Raw genomic sequence first — 15318 nt, 5'->3', positions numbered from 1 at the left:
CCCCCACCCCCACCCCGACACCCACCACGCCGCCGACGTGCGTGACCGCCAGCAACTACGCGCACGTCAGCGCCGGTCGGGCCTACCAGTCCGGCGGTTACGCCTACGCGAACGGCTCGAACCAGCGGATGGGCCTCTACAACACCTTCTACACCAGCGCCCTCAAGCAGACCGGCCCCAACTACTGGGTCGTCGGCTGCTGACCACCCCCGACGAGAGGGCCCTTCCCGACCCGACGGGAGGGGCCCTCTCCCGTCACCCGGTGCGCGCGCAGGTCACTCGGTGAGCGCGGCGCGCAGGGCGCCGGGCAGGTCCGGGTGGTGGTAGGTGAAGCCGGCCCGGGTCAGCACGGCCGGCAGGACGCGGGTGCTGGTGAGGGCCTCGTGGGCGAAGCCGCCGAGCACCACCTTCAGCGCCAGCGCCGGGATGGGCATGATCGCCGGACGGTGCAGTTGTCGGGCCAGTTCCCGGGTGAATTCCGCGTTGGTCGAGGGGGCCGGACCGACCATGTTGACCGGCCCGGCGACGTCGTCCCGGTCCAGCACGAAGAGGAGCGCCCGCAGCCAGTCCGCCATCGAGATCCACGGCCACCACTGCCGGCCGCCGCCCAACGGTCCGGAGACGCCCAGCCGCATCGGCAGCAGCTGCGGCTTGAGCATTCCGCCGTCGCGGTGCAACGGCAGGCCGATGCGCAGCCGCACCACGCGTACGCCGGCGTCCTCGGCCGGCCGGGTCGCGGCCTCCCAGACCCGGCAGACGTCGGCCAGGAACCCGTCACCGGCCGGCGCGTCCTCCTCCACCACCCGGTCGCCCGTGTTGCCGTACCAGCCCACCGCCGAGGAGTTGAGCAGCACCGGCGGTCGGTCCGCGGCCGGTAGGCCGGCGATGGTGACCGCCAGCGTGCCGGTGCTGTCCACCCGGCTGGACCGGATCAACCGCCGGTAGTCGTCGTTCCACCGCTTGTCGCCGACGCCCGCGCCGGCCAGGTTGACGACCGCGTCCGACCCCGCCACCGCCGCCGGGTCGAGCTGCCCGGCGGCGGGGTCCCACCGTCGCTCCTGCGGATCGCGGGGCGGCCGGCGGACCAGCCGGGTGACCTGGTGGCCGTCGGCGGCGAGCCGGGCGATCAGCCGGGTGCCGAGGAAGCCGGACGCGCCGGCCAGAAGGATCCGCATGCACCCATCTTCGCCCAGAACGCCGACGATGGATGCGTGGGGCGGCCGACGTCACCGGCCGCGGAGCGCCCGGCGAAAAAATCTGCGCGGTATCCACCCCGGCAGGATCGAAAACGCAGGTCAACGGGTGTTCCAGCGGCCGAAAAAAGGCGGCTGCGCGCATTCGGCGACCGACGCGTTTCCGCAGGTCAGAGCGAACGTGAATACGTTGTTCGCGATTGCTTCCGGCGTCGATCCGGCCGACCATGAGCCATCCGAGTGCGCCCCCGAATGGCGGGGTCGACTCGCCGTGCCCACCGTCGGGCGACCCCTGAGGAGGAACCATGCCGATCCTGGTGACCGGAGCGACCGGGACCGTCGGAGGCAGCCTGGTCCGGCAACTGGCTGCTGCCGGCCACGACGTACGCGCGCTGACCCGCGATCCCGCGTCGCCGGCGGCCACCGCGCTGCCCAGCGGGGTGGAGGTGGTGGCGGGCGACTTCGCCAGGCCGCACACGCTGGTTCCGGCGCTGCGCGGCGTGACGCGCATGCACCTGGTCGGGATGGACGGGTACGGGCCGCTGACCACCGGTGCGGAGATCCTGGAGCTGGCCCGGCAGGCCGGCGTCCGCCGGGTCACCCACCTCGGCCACAACGATCCGAGCCGGGAAGACGACGACCCGATCGAGGCACCCCACCGGCCCTTGCACCGGGCCATCGAGAACTCGGGCCTGGAGTGGACGCACGTCTTCCCCGGCGAGTTCATGGCGAACACCCGGGACTGGGCGGCCGGCATCCGGACCGAGGGGGTGGTGCGGGCGCCGTTCGGGGACTGGAACAGCGCGCTGGTCCACGAGGCGGACATCGCCGCGGTCATCGTGGCCGCGCTCACCGAGGAGGGCCACGCCGGCCGGGTGTACCAGCCGACCGGGCCGGAGCCGGTCCGCCGCCGGGACGCGGTCCGGATGATCGGCGAGGCGATCGGCCGGCCGGTGCGGTTCGACGAGCTGACCCCGGAGCAGGCCCGACAGCACTGGAAGGACGACTACCCCGCCGAGGTGATCGAGTGGTTCCTGGAGATGGGGCGGTATCCCGACGGCAACGCCTGGGTCGCCCCGGACGTCGAGCAGGTGACCGGACGCCCCGGGCGCACGTTCCGGCAGTGGGTCGCCGAGCACGCGGACGACTTCCGCTGACGACGCCCGGGGCGTGAACAGGCCCGATGCTCAGGCCGCGTGGGCCGGACGCAGGTCGGCCAGCAGCCGCTCCACCTCGGCGTACGCCTCGGCGCTCAGCGGGCCGAGCGCCAGGGTGGCCAGATTCTCCTCCGCCTGCGCCACCGTGCGCAGGCCGGGGATGGGCACGGTACGCGGGCTGCGGGCCAGCAGCCAGCCGAGCGCGCCCTGGGCCAGGGTGCGCCCGTCGGCGGTGAGCGCCGTCCGGACCTGCTCGACCCGGGCCGCCCAGCGCGGCGTCGGCCGGCCGTCGGTGAACCACTGCAGCCACTCGGGCGCCCGGCCGCGGACGTCGTCCGCGCCGACGGCCCGGGTCGATCCGGTGAGCAGCCCCATCGCCAGCGGGCCACGGTTGAGGCTGGCCAGGCCGTAGCTGTCGCAGACCGCCAGCACCGCGGCGTTGTCCCGCAGCACCGACTCGTCGTGCTGGACGGCGGCGCAGTGCACGCCGGCCGCCGCGAACGCCTCCGCCGAGGCAGGGTCGTCGGTGCTCCAGCCGTACGCCCGGATCTTGCCCTGGCCGACCAGGTCCTCCAGGGTGCCGATCAGGTCGAGCGCGGCGGGCACCGGCAGCTCGTTGATGTGCAGCTGGTAGAGGTCGACGTGGTCGGTGCCGAGCCGACGCAGTGAACCCTCCAGGCTGCGCACCGCGAAGGCGGGGCTGGCGTCGGTGCCGAGCGCCCGACGGGTGGCCTCGTCGCTGACGTTGCCGAACTTGGTGGCGATCACCGCGTCGTCCCGGCGGCCGGCCAGCGCCCGGCCGAGGATCCGCTCACTGTGCCCGGCGCCGTAGTTGCTGGCCGTGTCGAACAGGGTCACCCCGAGGTCGAGCGCGCGGTGGATGGTGCGGATCGACTCGTCGTCGTCCACCTCGCCCCAGCCGAACGGCTGCCCGCCATCGCCCCAGAGCGGGCCGCCGATCGCCCAGCACCCCATCCCGATCGCGCTCACCTCGATGCCGCTGCGTCCAAGCGTCCGTGTCGTCGTCATGCGGTCAGCCTCCAACCTGGAGCGCGCTCCAGGTCAACCACTACCATCTCGGAGCATGACCGGTTACGCCCCCGCGGAGGCCGCCCGGCGCAGCGGCTTCAGCCTGGACACCCTGCGGTACTACGAGAAGATCGGCCTGCTCGCCGACGTGAGTCGGACGTCGGGCGGTCAGCGGATCTTCACCGACGATGATCTCGGCTGGTTGGTGCTGTTCCGCTGCCTGCGCGACACCGGAATGCCGATCGCCCAGATGTGCCGCTACGCGCAGCTGGCCCGCGAGGGCGAGCACACCGCCGACGAGCGGCGTGAGCTGCTGGAACGGCACGCGGCGCAGGTCGAGGAGCAGATGCGCCTGCTCCAGCGCCAGTACGACCACCTGCGGGAGAAGATCCGCTTCTACGAGCAGCAACCCGCCTCGGGGTAGCGGCCCCCGGCCCGGTCTCGCAGGTCGCTCAGGTGATGGCGGCCAGCCGGGGCAGCAGCGGGGCCAGCGGGTCGAGCGCGTCGGCCCGGACCACGTACCGGGTCACGCCCCAGCGCCGCCGGTGCGCGGCCACCGTCGCGACGATCTCGTCCGCGGTGCCGATCAGCACGAACGGGCTGGCCAGCAGCTCGCCGACGGTCAGGCCGGTCTCCTCGGCGGTCTGGGCGGCGGCGGCCGCCGCGTCGTCGCCCACCGCCACCGTCTGCACCAGGGCCTCCAGCGCGGGCGGGGTGTCCCGCCCGGCCGCGCCGGCCGCGACCGCGGCCAGCTGCCTTTCGATCTCGGCGGCCCGCCAGCGCACGTCGTGGTCGTGGCCGTCGGCGAGCGTACGACCGAAGCCGGTGAGCCCGACCACGTCGGCGTGCGCCCCGGCCCAGCGCAGCAGGTCGGTGTTGGCCGTGCCCACCGTCAACGGGATCCGCGACTGCACCGGTCGCGGCCGGTCCAGTCGCGCACCATGCACCGCCAGGTCCGCGGTGTCGACCGTGACCTCCTCGCCGGCCAGCAGGGCCTGGACCGCCTCCGCCACCGCGATGCAGCGGCGGACCCGGCCGGCCACGTCCGGGCGTTCCCGCCCCACCGCCCGCCACTCGACCGGGGTGTGACCGGCGCCGAGACCGAGCCGTGCCCGTCCGCCGGAGAGCAGGTCGAGGGTCGCCACGTCGGTGGCGACCAGCGCCGGCTCCCGGACGCCGGCGTTGGTGACGTACGAGCCGAGCCCGAGGGTCGAGGTGACCGACGCGGCGGCCGCCAGCGCGACGAACGGCGCGGCGCGCACGCCCGGGTGATCGCCGACCAGCAGCGCGTCGTAGCCGGCCGCCTCGGCCCGTCGGGCCAGCTCGCACCAGCTGGCGGCGTCGGACGGGCTCGCCTGGACCGAAAAGGTGACCATGGGCCCAGCCTGCCGCTTACCCAGCCTCGTGGCCAGCGCGGACGTGCCGGTTCTGCCGAGGGGAGACAGGCGTCAGCCGGCGGGCGGCGTCAGACCGAGGAGCTCGTCGACCGTCCCGGGCCGGCCGGTGAGCGCGTTCAGCGCGGCGACCAGCCTCTTCTCCTCGTACCGGAAGTGCGACTCCAGCAGCGCGGCCAGCCCGTCCAGCTCGCCGCGCAACCGGGCGACCGGCATCGGTGTGGGATCGCCCAGCAGTTCCTCGACCCGGCCCAGGATCCCCGCGACCACCTCGTGGTCGGTGATCAGGTTGGCGAGGACCGGACGCAGTTCGGGGACCTGGTCGGCCAGCACCCGGAACGCACCGTGGTCCTCGCCGGTGTGGTGTCGGCTGAGCGCGGTGCAGAAGGTCAGGCAGTGGGCCCGCAGGTCCCGCGACGGGCGGGCCGCGCCGGGACCGTCGGCGTCGAGGCCCGCCCGGAGGCGGGCCAGTTCCGCGCTGAGCCAGAGGTGGATCTCGATCATCTGATTGCCGACGGCGGCGAGCCGGTCGGCCGGTGAATCGGGTGGGTGCACGTTCATCCCATGCTGTCCCCGCGCCTCCATGCCCACGGCGGCCTTCGTGCCGGGTGCACCGCGACGCTGGGCAGGAGCCTAGCGCGGTGGGGTCACGGCGTGGTGGGCCCGTCGGGTTCCTTGAGGTCGTGCCAGTGGGCCCGGAAGTCGGCCTCGTGGGCCTCGTGAACGGTCCGTTCCTGGAAGACGGCGGCCCGCAGCGCGTGCCGCGACTCCGACATGACCAGCACCTCGACGGCCACCAGCCCGACGCAGATCGCGGTGAGCAGGGCGAGCGCGCCCAGGGCCGGCAACTGCTGCCCGATCGGCAGGCCCGCCGCCAGAACCACCAGCACGCCGATCCGGGTCCACGTGACGGTGTGCAGGGTGCGCAGTTGGAACAGCATGTTCGCGGCGAGATAACAGATCACCCCGCCGAAGAGCATCGGCACGGCGGGCCCCTCGAGCCGTTGGCCGGGTCCGCCGGCCGGGTCGGTGATCTCGTGCAGGATCTCCTCGCTGCCGATGGAGAAGAGGATCACCGCGGCGATCATCGGCAGGTAGAGGTAGGCGTACGCGTCGCGGGCCATCGCCACCCGGGGGCCGCCCTCCGCCGCGTGCAGGGCGATCCGGGCGGCCGGACCGATGAAGTCGAAGTGCGCCCACCACAGGGCGGCGGTGAAGAAGATCCCGAGCGAGGCGGCGGCCACCGCCGGCCAGGTGACCGGCTTGCCGACGAGCAGGTTGCCGCCGACGCCCACGGAGATGATCGACTCACCCAGCGCGATGATCAGGATGAGGTCGTAGCGTTCCGTCCAGTGCTCGGCGCTGGTCACGCCCCAGCCCCAGGTGCCGACGATGAAGCCGGTGGCGTACTGGACCAGCACCACGGCGATCCACAGCAGGTCACGGACCATCGCGGCCTGGTCGCGGTCGGCGATCTGCGGCGGGATCAACGCGGCGGCCAGCAGCAGCACGATGCTCAACGCCAGCTCCGGGACGAAGCGGCGCAGTTGGCGCCGTTCCCGCGGGCTGTCCCGCACCACGTGCTGGTAGAGGATCATGTGGACGCCCCGGACCACGACGTAGCTGATGGCCACCAGCATCGGGCCGGCGGCGCCACCCTTCGGGTCGTTGAACGCCTGCGGCAGCGCCAGCGCGAACGCGAACAGGGCGGCCATCGCGATCACCATGAGCACCGGCACGTAGCCCTCGCCGAGCCGCACCCGGGTGGCGACCAGACTGTGCACCACCCAGCACCACCACAGCACGGCGAGCACCAGGCCGGCGTGCAGCAGTTGCCGGCCGGAGATGTTCGCGGCGGTCGCCCGGGTGATGATGAAGAACGAGAAGACGAAGACCAGGTCGAAGAAGACCTCGAACTTGTCGACCCGGGCGCCGGGGGCGATCGGGACGGCGGGCCCCAGTCGCCCACGCCGCCGGTAGCCGCCCACGGTCCCACTCTGGCAGCGTCCGGCCCGGCCCGAGGCCGAACCGGGTCAGCCCGTCCGACGGTGCCGCAGACCGTCCATGAGCAGGTCGAGCAGCCGGTCGGCCTGCGCGCGTTCGCCGGCGGCCAGGGAGATGCCGCTCAGGCTGACCAGCACGTCTCCGGTGTCGACGTCGGCCCGTACGGTGCCGGCCGCGGCGCCCGCGGCCAGCAGTCGGCCGAGCGCCTCCAGCAGCCGGTCCCGGCTCTGCGCGTACGGGTTGGTGCCGGTGGCGATCACCAGGCGCAGGGCGTCGGCCATCCCGCGTTTGGTGGCGAGGTAGTCGATGAATCGGGACATCCAGGCCCGGAGCGCCCGGTCCGGCGGTGACTGGTCGAGCAGGTCCGGCGCGGCGTCGCAGAGCTTGCCCAGCTCGTTGCGGTACGCCGCCTCGATCAGCGCCTCGCGGGTGGGGAAGTGCCGGTAGAGGGTGCCGATGCCCACCCCGGCCGCACGGGCGATGGCGTCGAGCGTTACCTCCGGCCCGGGGCGGGAAAACGCCTGGATCGCGGCCTCCAGTAGCCGCTCGCGGTTGCGTAGGGCATCCGCCCGCAGCGGGCGGGGGCTGGTCTCCGGCACATCTCCTCCTTCGCTGGTACGGGCCGACGGTTCACCCCGGAAGTGGCATCCGGAGGAAGCTCCGGTTAGTCTCGGACGTAGCGGAGGCTCCTCCGCTTCCATCGTAGCGGCGGGCCGGGTCGGTCCGCCCCACCTGGACAAGGATGGATCATGACGACGAGCACCCCGATCACCACACCGTTCACCCATGACTCCACCGCCATGGACGTCATCCAGGGCGTGGACCTCGGCGGCCGGCGGGCGATCGTCACCGGCGGGTCGTCCGGCATCGGCGTCGAAACCGCCCGCGCCCTGGCCAGCGCCGGCGCGCAGGTCACCCTGGCCGTACGCAACGTCGACGCCGGGCAGCGCGCCGCCGACGACATCACCGCCAGCACCGGCAACGACCGGATCCTGGTCGCGCCGCTGGACCTCGCCGACCAGGGCTCGGTGGCCGACTTCGTCGCCAACTGGGACGGCCCGCTGCACATGCTGGTCAACAACGCCGGCATCATGGCGTCGCCCGAGATGCGGACCCCGCAGGGGTGGGAGATGCAGTTCGCCACCAACCACCTGGGGCACTTCGCGCTCGCCACCGGGCTGCGTCCGGCACTGTCCGCCGCCGACGGCGCCCGGATCGCCTCCGTCAGCTCCGCCGCCCACCTGCGCTCACCGGTGGTCTTCGAGGACATCCAGTACGAGCGCCGGCCGTACGAGCCGTGGCAGGCGTACGGGCAGTCGAAGACCGCCAACGTGCTCTTCGCCGTGGAGGTGACCCGGCTCTGGGCCGACGACGGCATCGTGGCCAACGCGCTGATGCCCGGCGCGATCCAGACCAACCTCCAGCGCTACGTCAGCGAGGAGGAGCTGAACCGGATTCGCTCGGGCAACGCGGCGGCCTGGAAGACCGTCGAGCAGGGCGCCGCCACCTCGGTGCTGGTCGCCGCGTCGCCACTGATCGACGGGGCCGGCGGTCGGTACTTCGAGGACTGCCAGGAGGCCGGGCCGGCCGCGCCGGGTGACCGGCGTGGCGTCGCCCCGTACGCGCTGGACCCGGAGGCCGCCGAGCGGCTCTGGCAGGTCTCGACCGCGCTGCTCAAGGGCTGAGCGGGCAGCGCCGGCCGGGGTTCGCCCCGACCGGCGCTCGCCCGTCAACGGGCCCAGGAACGGCGAAAGGGCGCCCCGGTCGACGACCGGGGCGCCCTTTCCGACTGGCTCGGGATCAGGCCAGGCCCAGCTCCGACTCGAAGTTGCCGGCCTCCAGCCGCTCCTTGACCGCGGCCAGGAAGCGGGCGGCGTCGGCGCCGTCGATCAGCCGGTGGTCGTAGGACAGGGCCAGGTAGACCATCGACCGGACCGCCACGACCTCGCCCAGCTCCGGGTCGTTGACCACGACCGGCCGCTTGACCACGGCGCCCGTGCCGAGCATCGCCGACTGCGGCGACGGCACGATCGGGGTGTCGAAGAGCGCACCCCGGCTGCCCGTGTTGGTCAGCGTGAAGGTCGCCCCGGCGATCTCGTCCGGGCTGATCTTGTTGGTCCGGGTCCGCTCGGCCAGGTCCGCGACCCGCTTGGCGATGCCGCCCAGGTTGAGGTCGCCGGCGTTGTGGATGACCGGCACCAGCAGACCCCGCTCGGTGTCCACGGCGATGCCGAGGTGCTCCGCGTCCGGGTAGGTGATCGTCCCGCCCGCCAGGTCCATCCGCGCGTTGACGATCGGGTACGTCTGGAGAGCCTCGACGGCGGCGAGGGCGAAGAACGGCAGGAAGGACAGCTTCACACCGTGCCGCTGCTGGAAGGAGTCCTTCGCCTGCGCCCGCAGCTTCGCGATCCTGGTGACATCCACCTCGATCACCGTGGTGAGCTGCGCCATCTCGTGCAGCGACTCCTGCATCCGCGTGGCGATGGCCTTACGGATCCGGGTGAGCTTCTCGGTGGTGCCCCGCTTGCCGCTCGGCTGCGGCTTGGCGGCCGGCTTCGCCGGGGCCGCCGACGGCGCGGCGGCCGGCTGCTGCGCGGCGGCCGGAGCGGCCTTCGCCTTGGCCTTCTCGGCCGCCTCCAGCACGTCCTGCTTGCGGATCCGGCCACCCACGCCGGTGCCGTTGAGCGACGACAGGTCGACGCCGTGCTCGCTGGCCAGCTTGCGCACCAGCGGAGTCACGTAGCCGGCGGCCTCCTCGCCGCCACCCTGGGCCGGAGCCGACGGGCGCTGCGGCGTCGGGGTCGGCGCGGCCGGCTGCGCGGCCTGCTCGGTCTTCGCCGGCTGCGCCGAGCTCTCGGTCTCCGCGGCCGGCTCGTTGTACGACATGCCCGGCGTGGGCTCCTCGACCTTCGGCTCCGGCTTCGGCTCGGCCTTGGGCGCCGGCTTGGCCTCCGCCTGGGGCTCGGGCTTCGGCTCGGGCTTCGCCGGGGCGGGGGCAGCGCCGGCAACGCCGATGATCGCCAGATCGGCGCCGACCGCGGCGGTCTCGTCCTCGGGGACCTTGATCTCCAGCACCGTGCCGGCGACCGGCGACGGGATCTCGGTGTCCACCTTGTCGGTGGAGACCTCCAGCAGCGGCTCGTCCACCTCGATGGTCTCGCCGACCTGCTTGAGCCAGCGGGTGACCGTACCCTCGGTGACGCTCTCGCCCAGGGCCGGCATCTTGACCGCGGTGCCCTCGCCCCCACCGGCGGCGGCCGGGGCCGGCGCCTCGGCCGGGGCCTCGTCCTGGGCCACCTGGTCGGCGGTGCCCTCGGCGGCGGCCGTCGGCTCGGTGGCCGGCTCGACCGACTCGGCCGGAGCCTGCTGCTGCTCCTGCGGGGCGGCCTCGCCGCCACCGGCCGACTCGCCCTCACCCGCGATGACGGCCAGCTCGCTGCCGACCTCCGCGGTCTCGTCCTCGCCGACCACGATCCGGCTCAGCACGCCCGCCGCGGGCGACGGGATCTCGGTGTCGACCTTGTCGGTCGAGACCTCAAGCAGTGGCTCGTCGACCTCGACGGTGTCGCCCTCCTGCTTGAGCCAGCGAGTGACGGTGCCCTCGGTGACGCTCTCGCCGAGCCGGGGCATGGTGACCGATACCGGCATGTTCTGAGACTCCTTCATTCCCCTGGTGGGATCTTCGCCCGTCGCCGGACGCCGCGGGTTGTGGTGATCAGGCGTGCGCGTGCAGCGACTTGCCGGCGAGGGCCATGTGCGCCTCGCCCAGGGCCTCGCTCTGGGTCGGGTGGGCGTGCACGAGCTGGGCGACCTCGGCCGGGTAGGCCTCCCAGTTGTAGATGAGCTGCGCCTCACCGACCAGCTCACCCATCCGGGCGCCAACCATGTGCACGCCGACCACCGGGCCGTCGTCCACCCGGACCAGCTTCACGAAGCCGGTGGTCTTGAGGATCTGGCTCTTGCCGTTGCCACCCAGGTTGTAGTTGTACGTCTTGACCTTGTCGGCGCCGTACTGCTCCTTGGCCTTCGCCTCGGTCAGACCCACCGACGCCAGCTCCGGGTCGGAGTAGGTGACCCGCGGGATGCCGGCCTCGTCGATCACGGCCGGGTTCTGACCGGCGATCTCCTCGGCGACGAAGATGCCCTGCTGGAAGCCGCGGTGCGCGAGCTGGAGGCCGGGCACGATGTCGCCGACCGCGTAGACGTTCGGCACGCTGGTGCGCAGCCGCTCGTCGGTCAGCACGTAGCCGCGGTCCATCTTGACGCCCTGCTCCTCGTACCCGAGGTTGGCGGTGTTCGGGCCGCGACCCACGGCGACGAGCAGCAGCTCGGCCTCGACGGTCTCGCCGCCCTGGATCGTCAGCTTGACGCCCTTCTCGGTCTTCTCGACCTTCTCGAACGGCTTGCCGACCTTGAAGTTGATCTTCCGCTTGCGGAACGCCCGCTCCAGCGCCTTCGACGACTCCTCGTCCTCGGCGGCCACCAGCCGGGGGAGCGCCTCGACGATCGTCACGTCCACACCGAAGGACTTCCACACGCTGGCGAACTCGACGCCGATCACGCCGCCACCCAGCACGATCACCGACGACGGAACCCGGTCCATGGACAGCGCGTGGTCGCTGGTGATGATCCGCTCGCCGTCGATCTCCAGGCCCGGCAGGCTCTTGGCGTACGAGCCGGAGGCCAGCACCAGGTTGCGGCCGGTGTAGCGCTTGCCGTCCACCTCGACCACGTTCTTGCCGACCAGCTTGCCGGCGCCGGCCACGAGGGTGATGTTCTTCGAGCCGCCCACCAGGCCCTGGAGGCCCTTGTACAGGCGGGAAACCACACCGTCCTTGTACGAGTTGACCGCGGCCATGTCGATCCCGACCAGCTCGGCCTTCACGCCGAACTGCTCCGACTCGCGGGTCTGGTCGGCGATCTCCGCCGCGTGCAGCAGGGCCTTCGTCGGGATGCAGCCGTTGTGCAGGCAGGTGCCGCCCAGCTTGCCCTTCTCGATCAGCGCGACGGACAGGTCCAGTTGGGCGGCGCGCAGCGCCGCCGCGTAGCCGCCGCTGCCACCTCCGAGGATGACAATGTCGAAGGTTGCGTCGTTCGGCTCGCTCACGTCCAACTCCCAGGTCGCGTCACTGCTTCGGGGGTCACGGCGGGGTAACACGGACACACCCCACCTCGGTCATCTTGTCACCACTGGGCACAGGGTGCGTAGTGAGGTGCCCAACGACACGTCGGCGACACGTACCCTTGGCACCGTTGTCGATGACGGAGCGTGGGGGAGAGGTCCGGTGGGGTTGTTCCGGCGCCGCAAACAGGCGCGTGTGCCCAGCCACGACCGCGCGGCGGACCGTGGTGATCTGGATCATCTCGAAAACTTCATCCGGAGCCGGCGCGGCGTCGAGGCGTACATCGAGCCGCGGACGACGGTCACGGAGACCACGGTCATCCTGATCGCCGACGACGGCGAGTGGACCCGCCGGCGCATCGACGGCCCGGACGGCGCGCGGCGCTTCGCGTACCGGATGGGCATCCCGGTGTACGACGTCCGGCTGATGGGCTACCCGCAGCGGATGCGCGACTTCAACGAGCGCCGCAAGCGCCGCCCCGAGCGGTACTGAAAGCGGCCGGGGCGCCCCCGCGAAGGGGCGCCCCGGCCGTCCGGTCACTGCGACGGTCAGCCGTTGACGGCGACGTCCTCGACCAGCTGCACCAGGGTGCGGACCGGTACGCCGGTGCCGCCCTTGGTCCAGTAGCCGGTCGGCTCGCCGGAGTGGTAGCCCGGCCCGGCGATGTCGATGTGCGCCCAGGCCACGTCGTCGGCCACGAACTCGCGCAGGAACGTGCCGCCCTGCAACATGTGCCCGGCCCGGTCCATCCCGGCGTTGATCTGGGAGATGTCCGCCACCTCGGAGTCCATGCCCTTGCGCACGTCGTCCGGCAGCGGCATCGGCCAGGCCGGCTCACCGACCGAGTCGCCGACCGTCCGGACCCGCTCGCACAGCTCCGGGGTGCCCATGACGCCGGCCACCCGCTTGCCCAGCGCGATCACCTGGCCGCCGGTCAGCGTGGAGGTCTCGAACAGGTAGTCCGTGCCGTCCTCGCAGGCGCGGGCGATCGCGTCGGCCAGGATCATCCGGCCCTCGGCGTCGGTGTTGAGCACCTCCACCTTCTTGCCGCTGTACATGCTGATGACGTCGCCCGGCCGGTAGCTGCTGCCCGACGGCATGTTCTCCGCCATCGGCAGGTACGCGCTGACCGCCACCGCCGGCTTGAGCGCGGCGATCGCCAGCATGGCGGCACCCACGGCGGCGGCGCCGGCCATGTCGGACTTCATCTCCCACATGCCCTGCGCCGGCTTGATCGAGATGCCGCCGGTGTCGAAGGTGATTCCCTTGCCGACCAGCGCGACCCGCTTGCCGCTGCCGCCACCCTGCGGGGTGTAGGTGAGCTTCACCAGCCGCGGCGGGGCCTCCGAGCCCTGCCCGACCGCGATGATGCCGCCGTACCCGCCGGCGGCCAGCGCCGCCTCGTCCAGCACCTCGACGCCGAGGCCCGCCGCGCGGGCGGCGTCGGCCACCGCGTCGGCGAACGACGGCGGACGCAGCTCGTTCGGCGCCGTGTTCACCCAGTCCCGGCTGAGCCGGACCGCGCCGGCCACCACCTGCGCCCGGTTGATCTCCGCCAGGGCGCCCTCGTCGCCGGCGTCCGGCACCGAGACCAGCACCTCGGCGACCGGCTCGCGCCGGGTCGGCTGCGGCCGGGTCTTGTAGCCGGCGAACCGGTACCCGCCGAGCAGCGCGCCCTCCGCGACCGCGCGCAGTGCGGCGGGCGCGTCGGCGTCGTCCGGCAGCGGCATGGCGAGGGCCACCTTCGGCGCTCCCGCCAGGGCGCGGATCGCCGCGCCGGATGCGCGGCGCAGCGTCTCCGGGGCCGGGGCGGCGCCCGACGGCTCCGGGCCGAGCCCCACCGCGACGACCAGCGGCGCGGTGACCGTGCCCAGCGTGGCCAGCTTGATCACCTCGCCCGGGCCACCGGTCGCGCCGAGCAGCGCGAGCGTCTCGGTCAGCTTGCCGTCGAACGCGGCGGCGATGCTTTCCGCGCCGCTGGCGAGCAGCAGGGTGCCGGCGAGGCCGCTGGTGGCGCCCTGCTCTCCGGTCTGGCTGTGCACGCCGATCACGATCGCGTCGACGGCGAGCTCCGCCGGGTCGGTGTCGACCAGGCTCAGGGTGGTGGTGCGGGGCGATGTCACTGAAGCTACTCCGGGCGGGCCGGGCCGGCCGCGTCGTCGCGTACCGGCGATGAAGGTCTCCGGCGGAACGTACCCGCCGGACGTCAGGGCTGTCCCGTCGATGATGTCGACGGTGTCCCGCCGATGCTAACCAGCGGCGCTGCCCCCGGTAAGTTGCCACCCATGACCGACGTGACCTCCGACGCCGCCGCGACCCGGCTGCGCCGTTCCCCGCTGCACGAGCGGCACACCGCCGCCGGCGCCAAGTTCGCCCCCTTCGGGGGCTGGGAGATGCCGCTGGAATACGCCGGCGGCGGGGTGCTCAAGGAGCACACCGCGGTGCGCGGCGCGGTGGGGGTCTTCGACGTGTCCCACCTGGGCAAGGCCCGGGTGAGCGGCCCCGGCGCCGCCGACTTCGTCAACGCCTGCCTCAGTAACGACCTGGGCCGGATCGGGCCGGGCCGGGCTCAGTACACGCTCTGCTGCGACGACGCCACCGGCGGTGTGGTGGACGACATCATCGCCTACCTGTACGCCGAGGACCACGTCTTCCTCATCCCGAACGCGGCGAACACCGCCGAGGTGGTCCGCCGGCTGCGGGCCGCCGCGCCGGAGCAGGTCACCGTCAGCGACGAGCACGAGGCGTACGCCGTGCTGGCCGTGCAGGGCCCGCGCTCGGCCGAGCTGCTGGGCGCCCTCGGCCTGCCCACCGAGCACGGTTACATGAGCTTCTCCGCCGCCACCCTCGCCGGGGTCGAGCTGACGGTCTGCCGCACCGGCTACACCGGGGAGCTGGGCTACGAGCTGGTCGTGCCGGCGGAGCAGGCGGTCACGGTCTGGGACGCGCTCTTCGCCGCCGGTGAGAGCTTCGGCCTGCGCGCCTGCGGGCTGGCCGCGCGGGACACGCTGCGCACCGAGATGGGCTACCCGCTGCACGGGCAGGACCTCTCCTTGGACATCACCCCGGTGCAGGCACGCTCCGGCTGGGCGGTGGGCTGGGACAAGCCGGCCTTCTGGGGCCGCGACGCGCTGCGCGCCGAGAAGGCCGACGGCCCCCGGCGTACGCTGCGCGGCCTGGTGGCCGTCGACCGGGCCATTCCCCGGCCAGGGATGACCCTGTACGTCGGTGACGTGCAGGTCGGCACGGTCACCAGCGGCACCTTCTCGCCGACCCGCAAGCAGGGCATCGCGCTGGCCCTGCTGGACACCGACGCCAAGCTCGCCGACGGCGATGAGGTCGAGATCGACATCCGCGGCCGCCGAGCCCCGATGCAGATCACCAAACCCCCCTTCATCACCCCCTCAGTGAAGTAACC

Annotated in this window: 14 protein-coding genes and 1 pseudogene; 6 read left to right on the top strand and 9 right to left on the bottom strand. The window is 72.9% G+C overall.

All coding sequences use genetic code 11. The features are described 5' to 3' along the window. Positions 1-203: pseudogene (locus EAD98_RS29495) on the top strand (feruloyl esterase); the annotation flags it as partial. Between the two features lie 72 nt (positions 204-275). Here the strand turns inward: EAD98_RS29495 and EAD98_RS29490 are convergent. Next, positions 276-1175 (bottom strand): TIGR01777 family oxidoreductase, encoded by a 900-nt coding sequence (locus EAD98_RS29490; RefSeq protein WP_121657225.1) that lies wholly within the window; start codon positions 1173-1175, stop codon positions 276-278. A 323-nt stretch (positions 1176-1498) separates the two neighbouring features. Here EAD98_RS29490 and EAD98_RS29485 point away from each other — a divergent pair, with 323 nt between their 5' ends. Beyond that, positions 1499-2350, top strand: a complete 852-nt coding sequence (locus tag EAD98_RS29485) for an NmrA family NAD(P)-binding protein (RefSeq protein ID WP_121657224.1) — start codon at positions 1499-1501, stop codon at positions 2348-2350. A 30-nt stretch (positions 2351-2380) separates the two neighbouring features. Here EAD98_RS29485 and EAD98_RS29480 read toward each other — a convergent pair whose 3' ends face one another. Further along, a complete protein-coding gene (locus EAD98_RS29480; protein WP_121657223.1) occupies positions 2381-3379 on the bottom strand; it encodes an aldo/keto reductase in 999 nt (332 codons plus the stop codon). A gap of 55 nt (positions 3380-3434) precedes the next feature. On the opposite strand from EAD98_RS29480, the gene EAD98_RS29475 reads away from it, so the two are divergent. Continuing rightward, positions 3435-3803 carry a MerR family transcriptional regulator gene (locus tag EAD98_RS29475; RefSeq protein WP_121657222.1) on the top strand — a complete coding sequence of 123 codons (369 nt, stop codon included), beginning with the start codon at positions 3435-3437 and terminating at the stop codon, positions 3801-3803. A gap of 28 nt (positions 3804-3831) precedes the next feature. Here the strand turns inward: EAD98_RS29475 and EAD98_RS29470 are convergent, their stop codons facing one another. The 4 genes from EAD98_RS29470 to EAD98_RS29455 all read right to left on the bottom strand — a co-directional run bounded on the left by EAD98_RS29470 (position 3832) and on the right by EAD98_RS29455 (position 7376). Beyond that, positions 3832-4755 (bottom strand): LLM class flavin-dependent oxidoreductase, encoded by a 924-nt coding sequence (locus EAD98_RS29470; RefSeq protein WP_121657221.1) that lies wholly within the window; start codon positions 4753-4755, stop codon positions 3832-3834. A gap of 72 nt (positions 4756-4827) precedes the next feature. Next, a complete protein-coding gene (locus tag EAD98_RS29465) occupies positions 4828-5334 on the bottom strand; it encodes a hemerythrin domain-containing protein (protein ID WP_121657220.1) in 507 nt (168 codons plus the stop codon). An 86-nt stretch (positions 5335-5420) separates the two neighbouring features. Beyond that, positions 5421-6761 carry a low temperature requirement protein A gene (locus EAD98_RS29460; RefSeq protein ID WP_121657219.1) on the bottom strand — a complete coding sequence of 447 codons (1341 nt, stop codon included), beginning with the start codon at positions 6759-6761 and terminating at the stop codon, positions 5421-5423. Positions 6762-6806: 45 nt separating this feature from the next. Beyond that, complete coding sequence (locus EAD98_RS29455; RefSeq protein WP_233584024.1) at positions 6807-7376, bottom strand: TetR/AcrR family transcriptional regulator; 570 nt, start codon at positions 7374-7376, stop codon at positions 6807-6809. A gap of 150 nt (positions 7377-7526) precedes the next feature. Here EAD98_RS29455 and EAD98_RS29450 point away from each other — a divergent pair, with 150 nt between their 5' ends. Continuing rightward, complete coding sequence (locus EAD98_RS29450; RefSeq protein WP_121657217.1) at positions 7527-8462, top strand: SDR family NAD(P)-dependent oxidoreductase; 936 nt, start codon at positions 7527-7529, stop codon at positions 8460-8462. Between the two features lie 115 nt (positions 8463-8577). On the opposite strand, the gene sucB is transcribed toward EAD98_RS29450, so the two are convergent. Then, a complete protein-coding gene (gene sucB / locus EAD98_RS29445) occupies positions 8578-10425 on the bottom strand; it encodes a 2-oxoglutarate dehydrogenase, E2 component, dihydrolipoamide succinyltransferase (protein ID WP_121657216.1) in 1848 nt (615 codons plus the stop codon). Between the two features lie 67 nt (positions 10426-10492). After that, positions 10493-11884, bottom strand: a complete 1392-nt coding sequence (lpdA, locus tag EAD98_RS29440) for a dihydrolipoyl dehydrogenase (RefSeq protein WP_121657215.1) — start codon at positions 11882-11884, stop codon at positions 10493-10495. 178 nt (positions 11885-12062) lie between these two features. On the opposite strand from lpdA, the gene EAD98_RS29435 reads away from it, so the two are divergent. Then, entirely contained in the window at positions 12063-12392 is a 330-nt protein-coding gene (locus EAD98_RS29435; protein ID WP_109819350.1) for a hypothetical protein, read from the top strand. A 56-nt stretch (positions 12393-12448) separates the two neighbouring features. Here EAD98_RS29435 and EAD98_RS29430 read toward each other — a convergent pair whose 3' ends face one another. Next, entirely contained in the window at positions 12449-14023 is a 1575-nt protein-coding gene (locus EAD98_RS29430; protein ID WP_121657214.1) for a leucyl aminopeptidase, read from the bottom strand. A gap of 162 nt (positions 14024-14185) precedes the next feature. On the opposite strand from EAD98_RS29430, the gene gcvT reads away from it, so the two are divergent. Continuing rightward, the gene (gene gcvT / locus EAD98_RS29425; RefSeq protein ID WP_121657213.1) at positions 14186-15316 is read left to right on the top strand and encodes a glycine cleavage system aminomethyltransferase GcvT; all 1131 of its coding nucleotides are present in this window, start codon (positions 14186-14188) and stop codon (positions 15314-15316) included. Positions 15317-15318 lie beyond the last annotated feature (2 nt).

The organism is Micromonospora sp. CV4 (genome assembly GCF_003667455.1).
Classification (GTDB): Bacteria; Actinomycetota; Actinomycetes; order Mycobacteriales; family Micromonosporaceae; genus Micromonospora.
The sequence above is the reverse complement of the archived record's forward strand: the minus strand, read 5'-3'. Positions and strand labels throughout refer to the sequence as shown.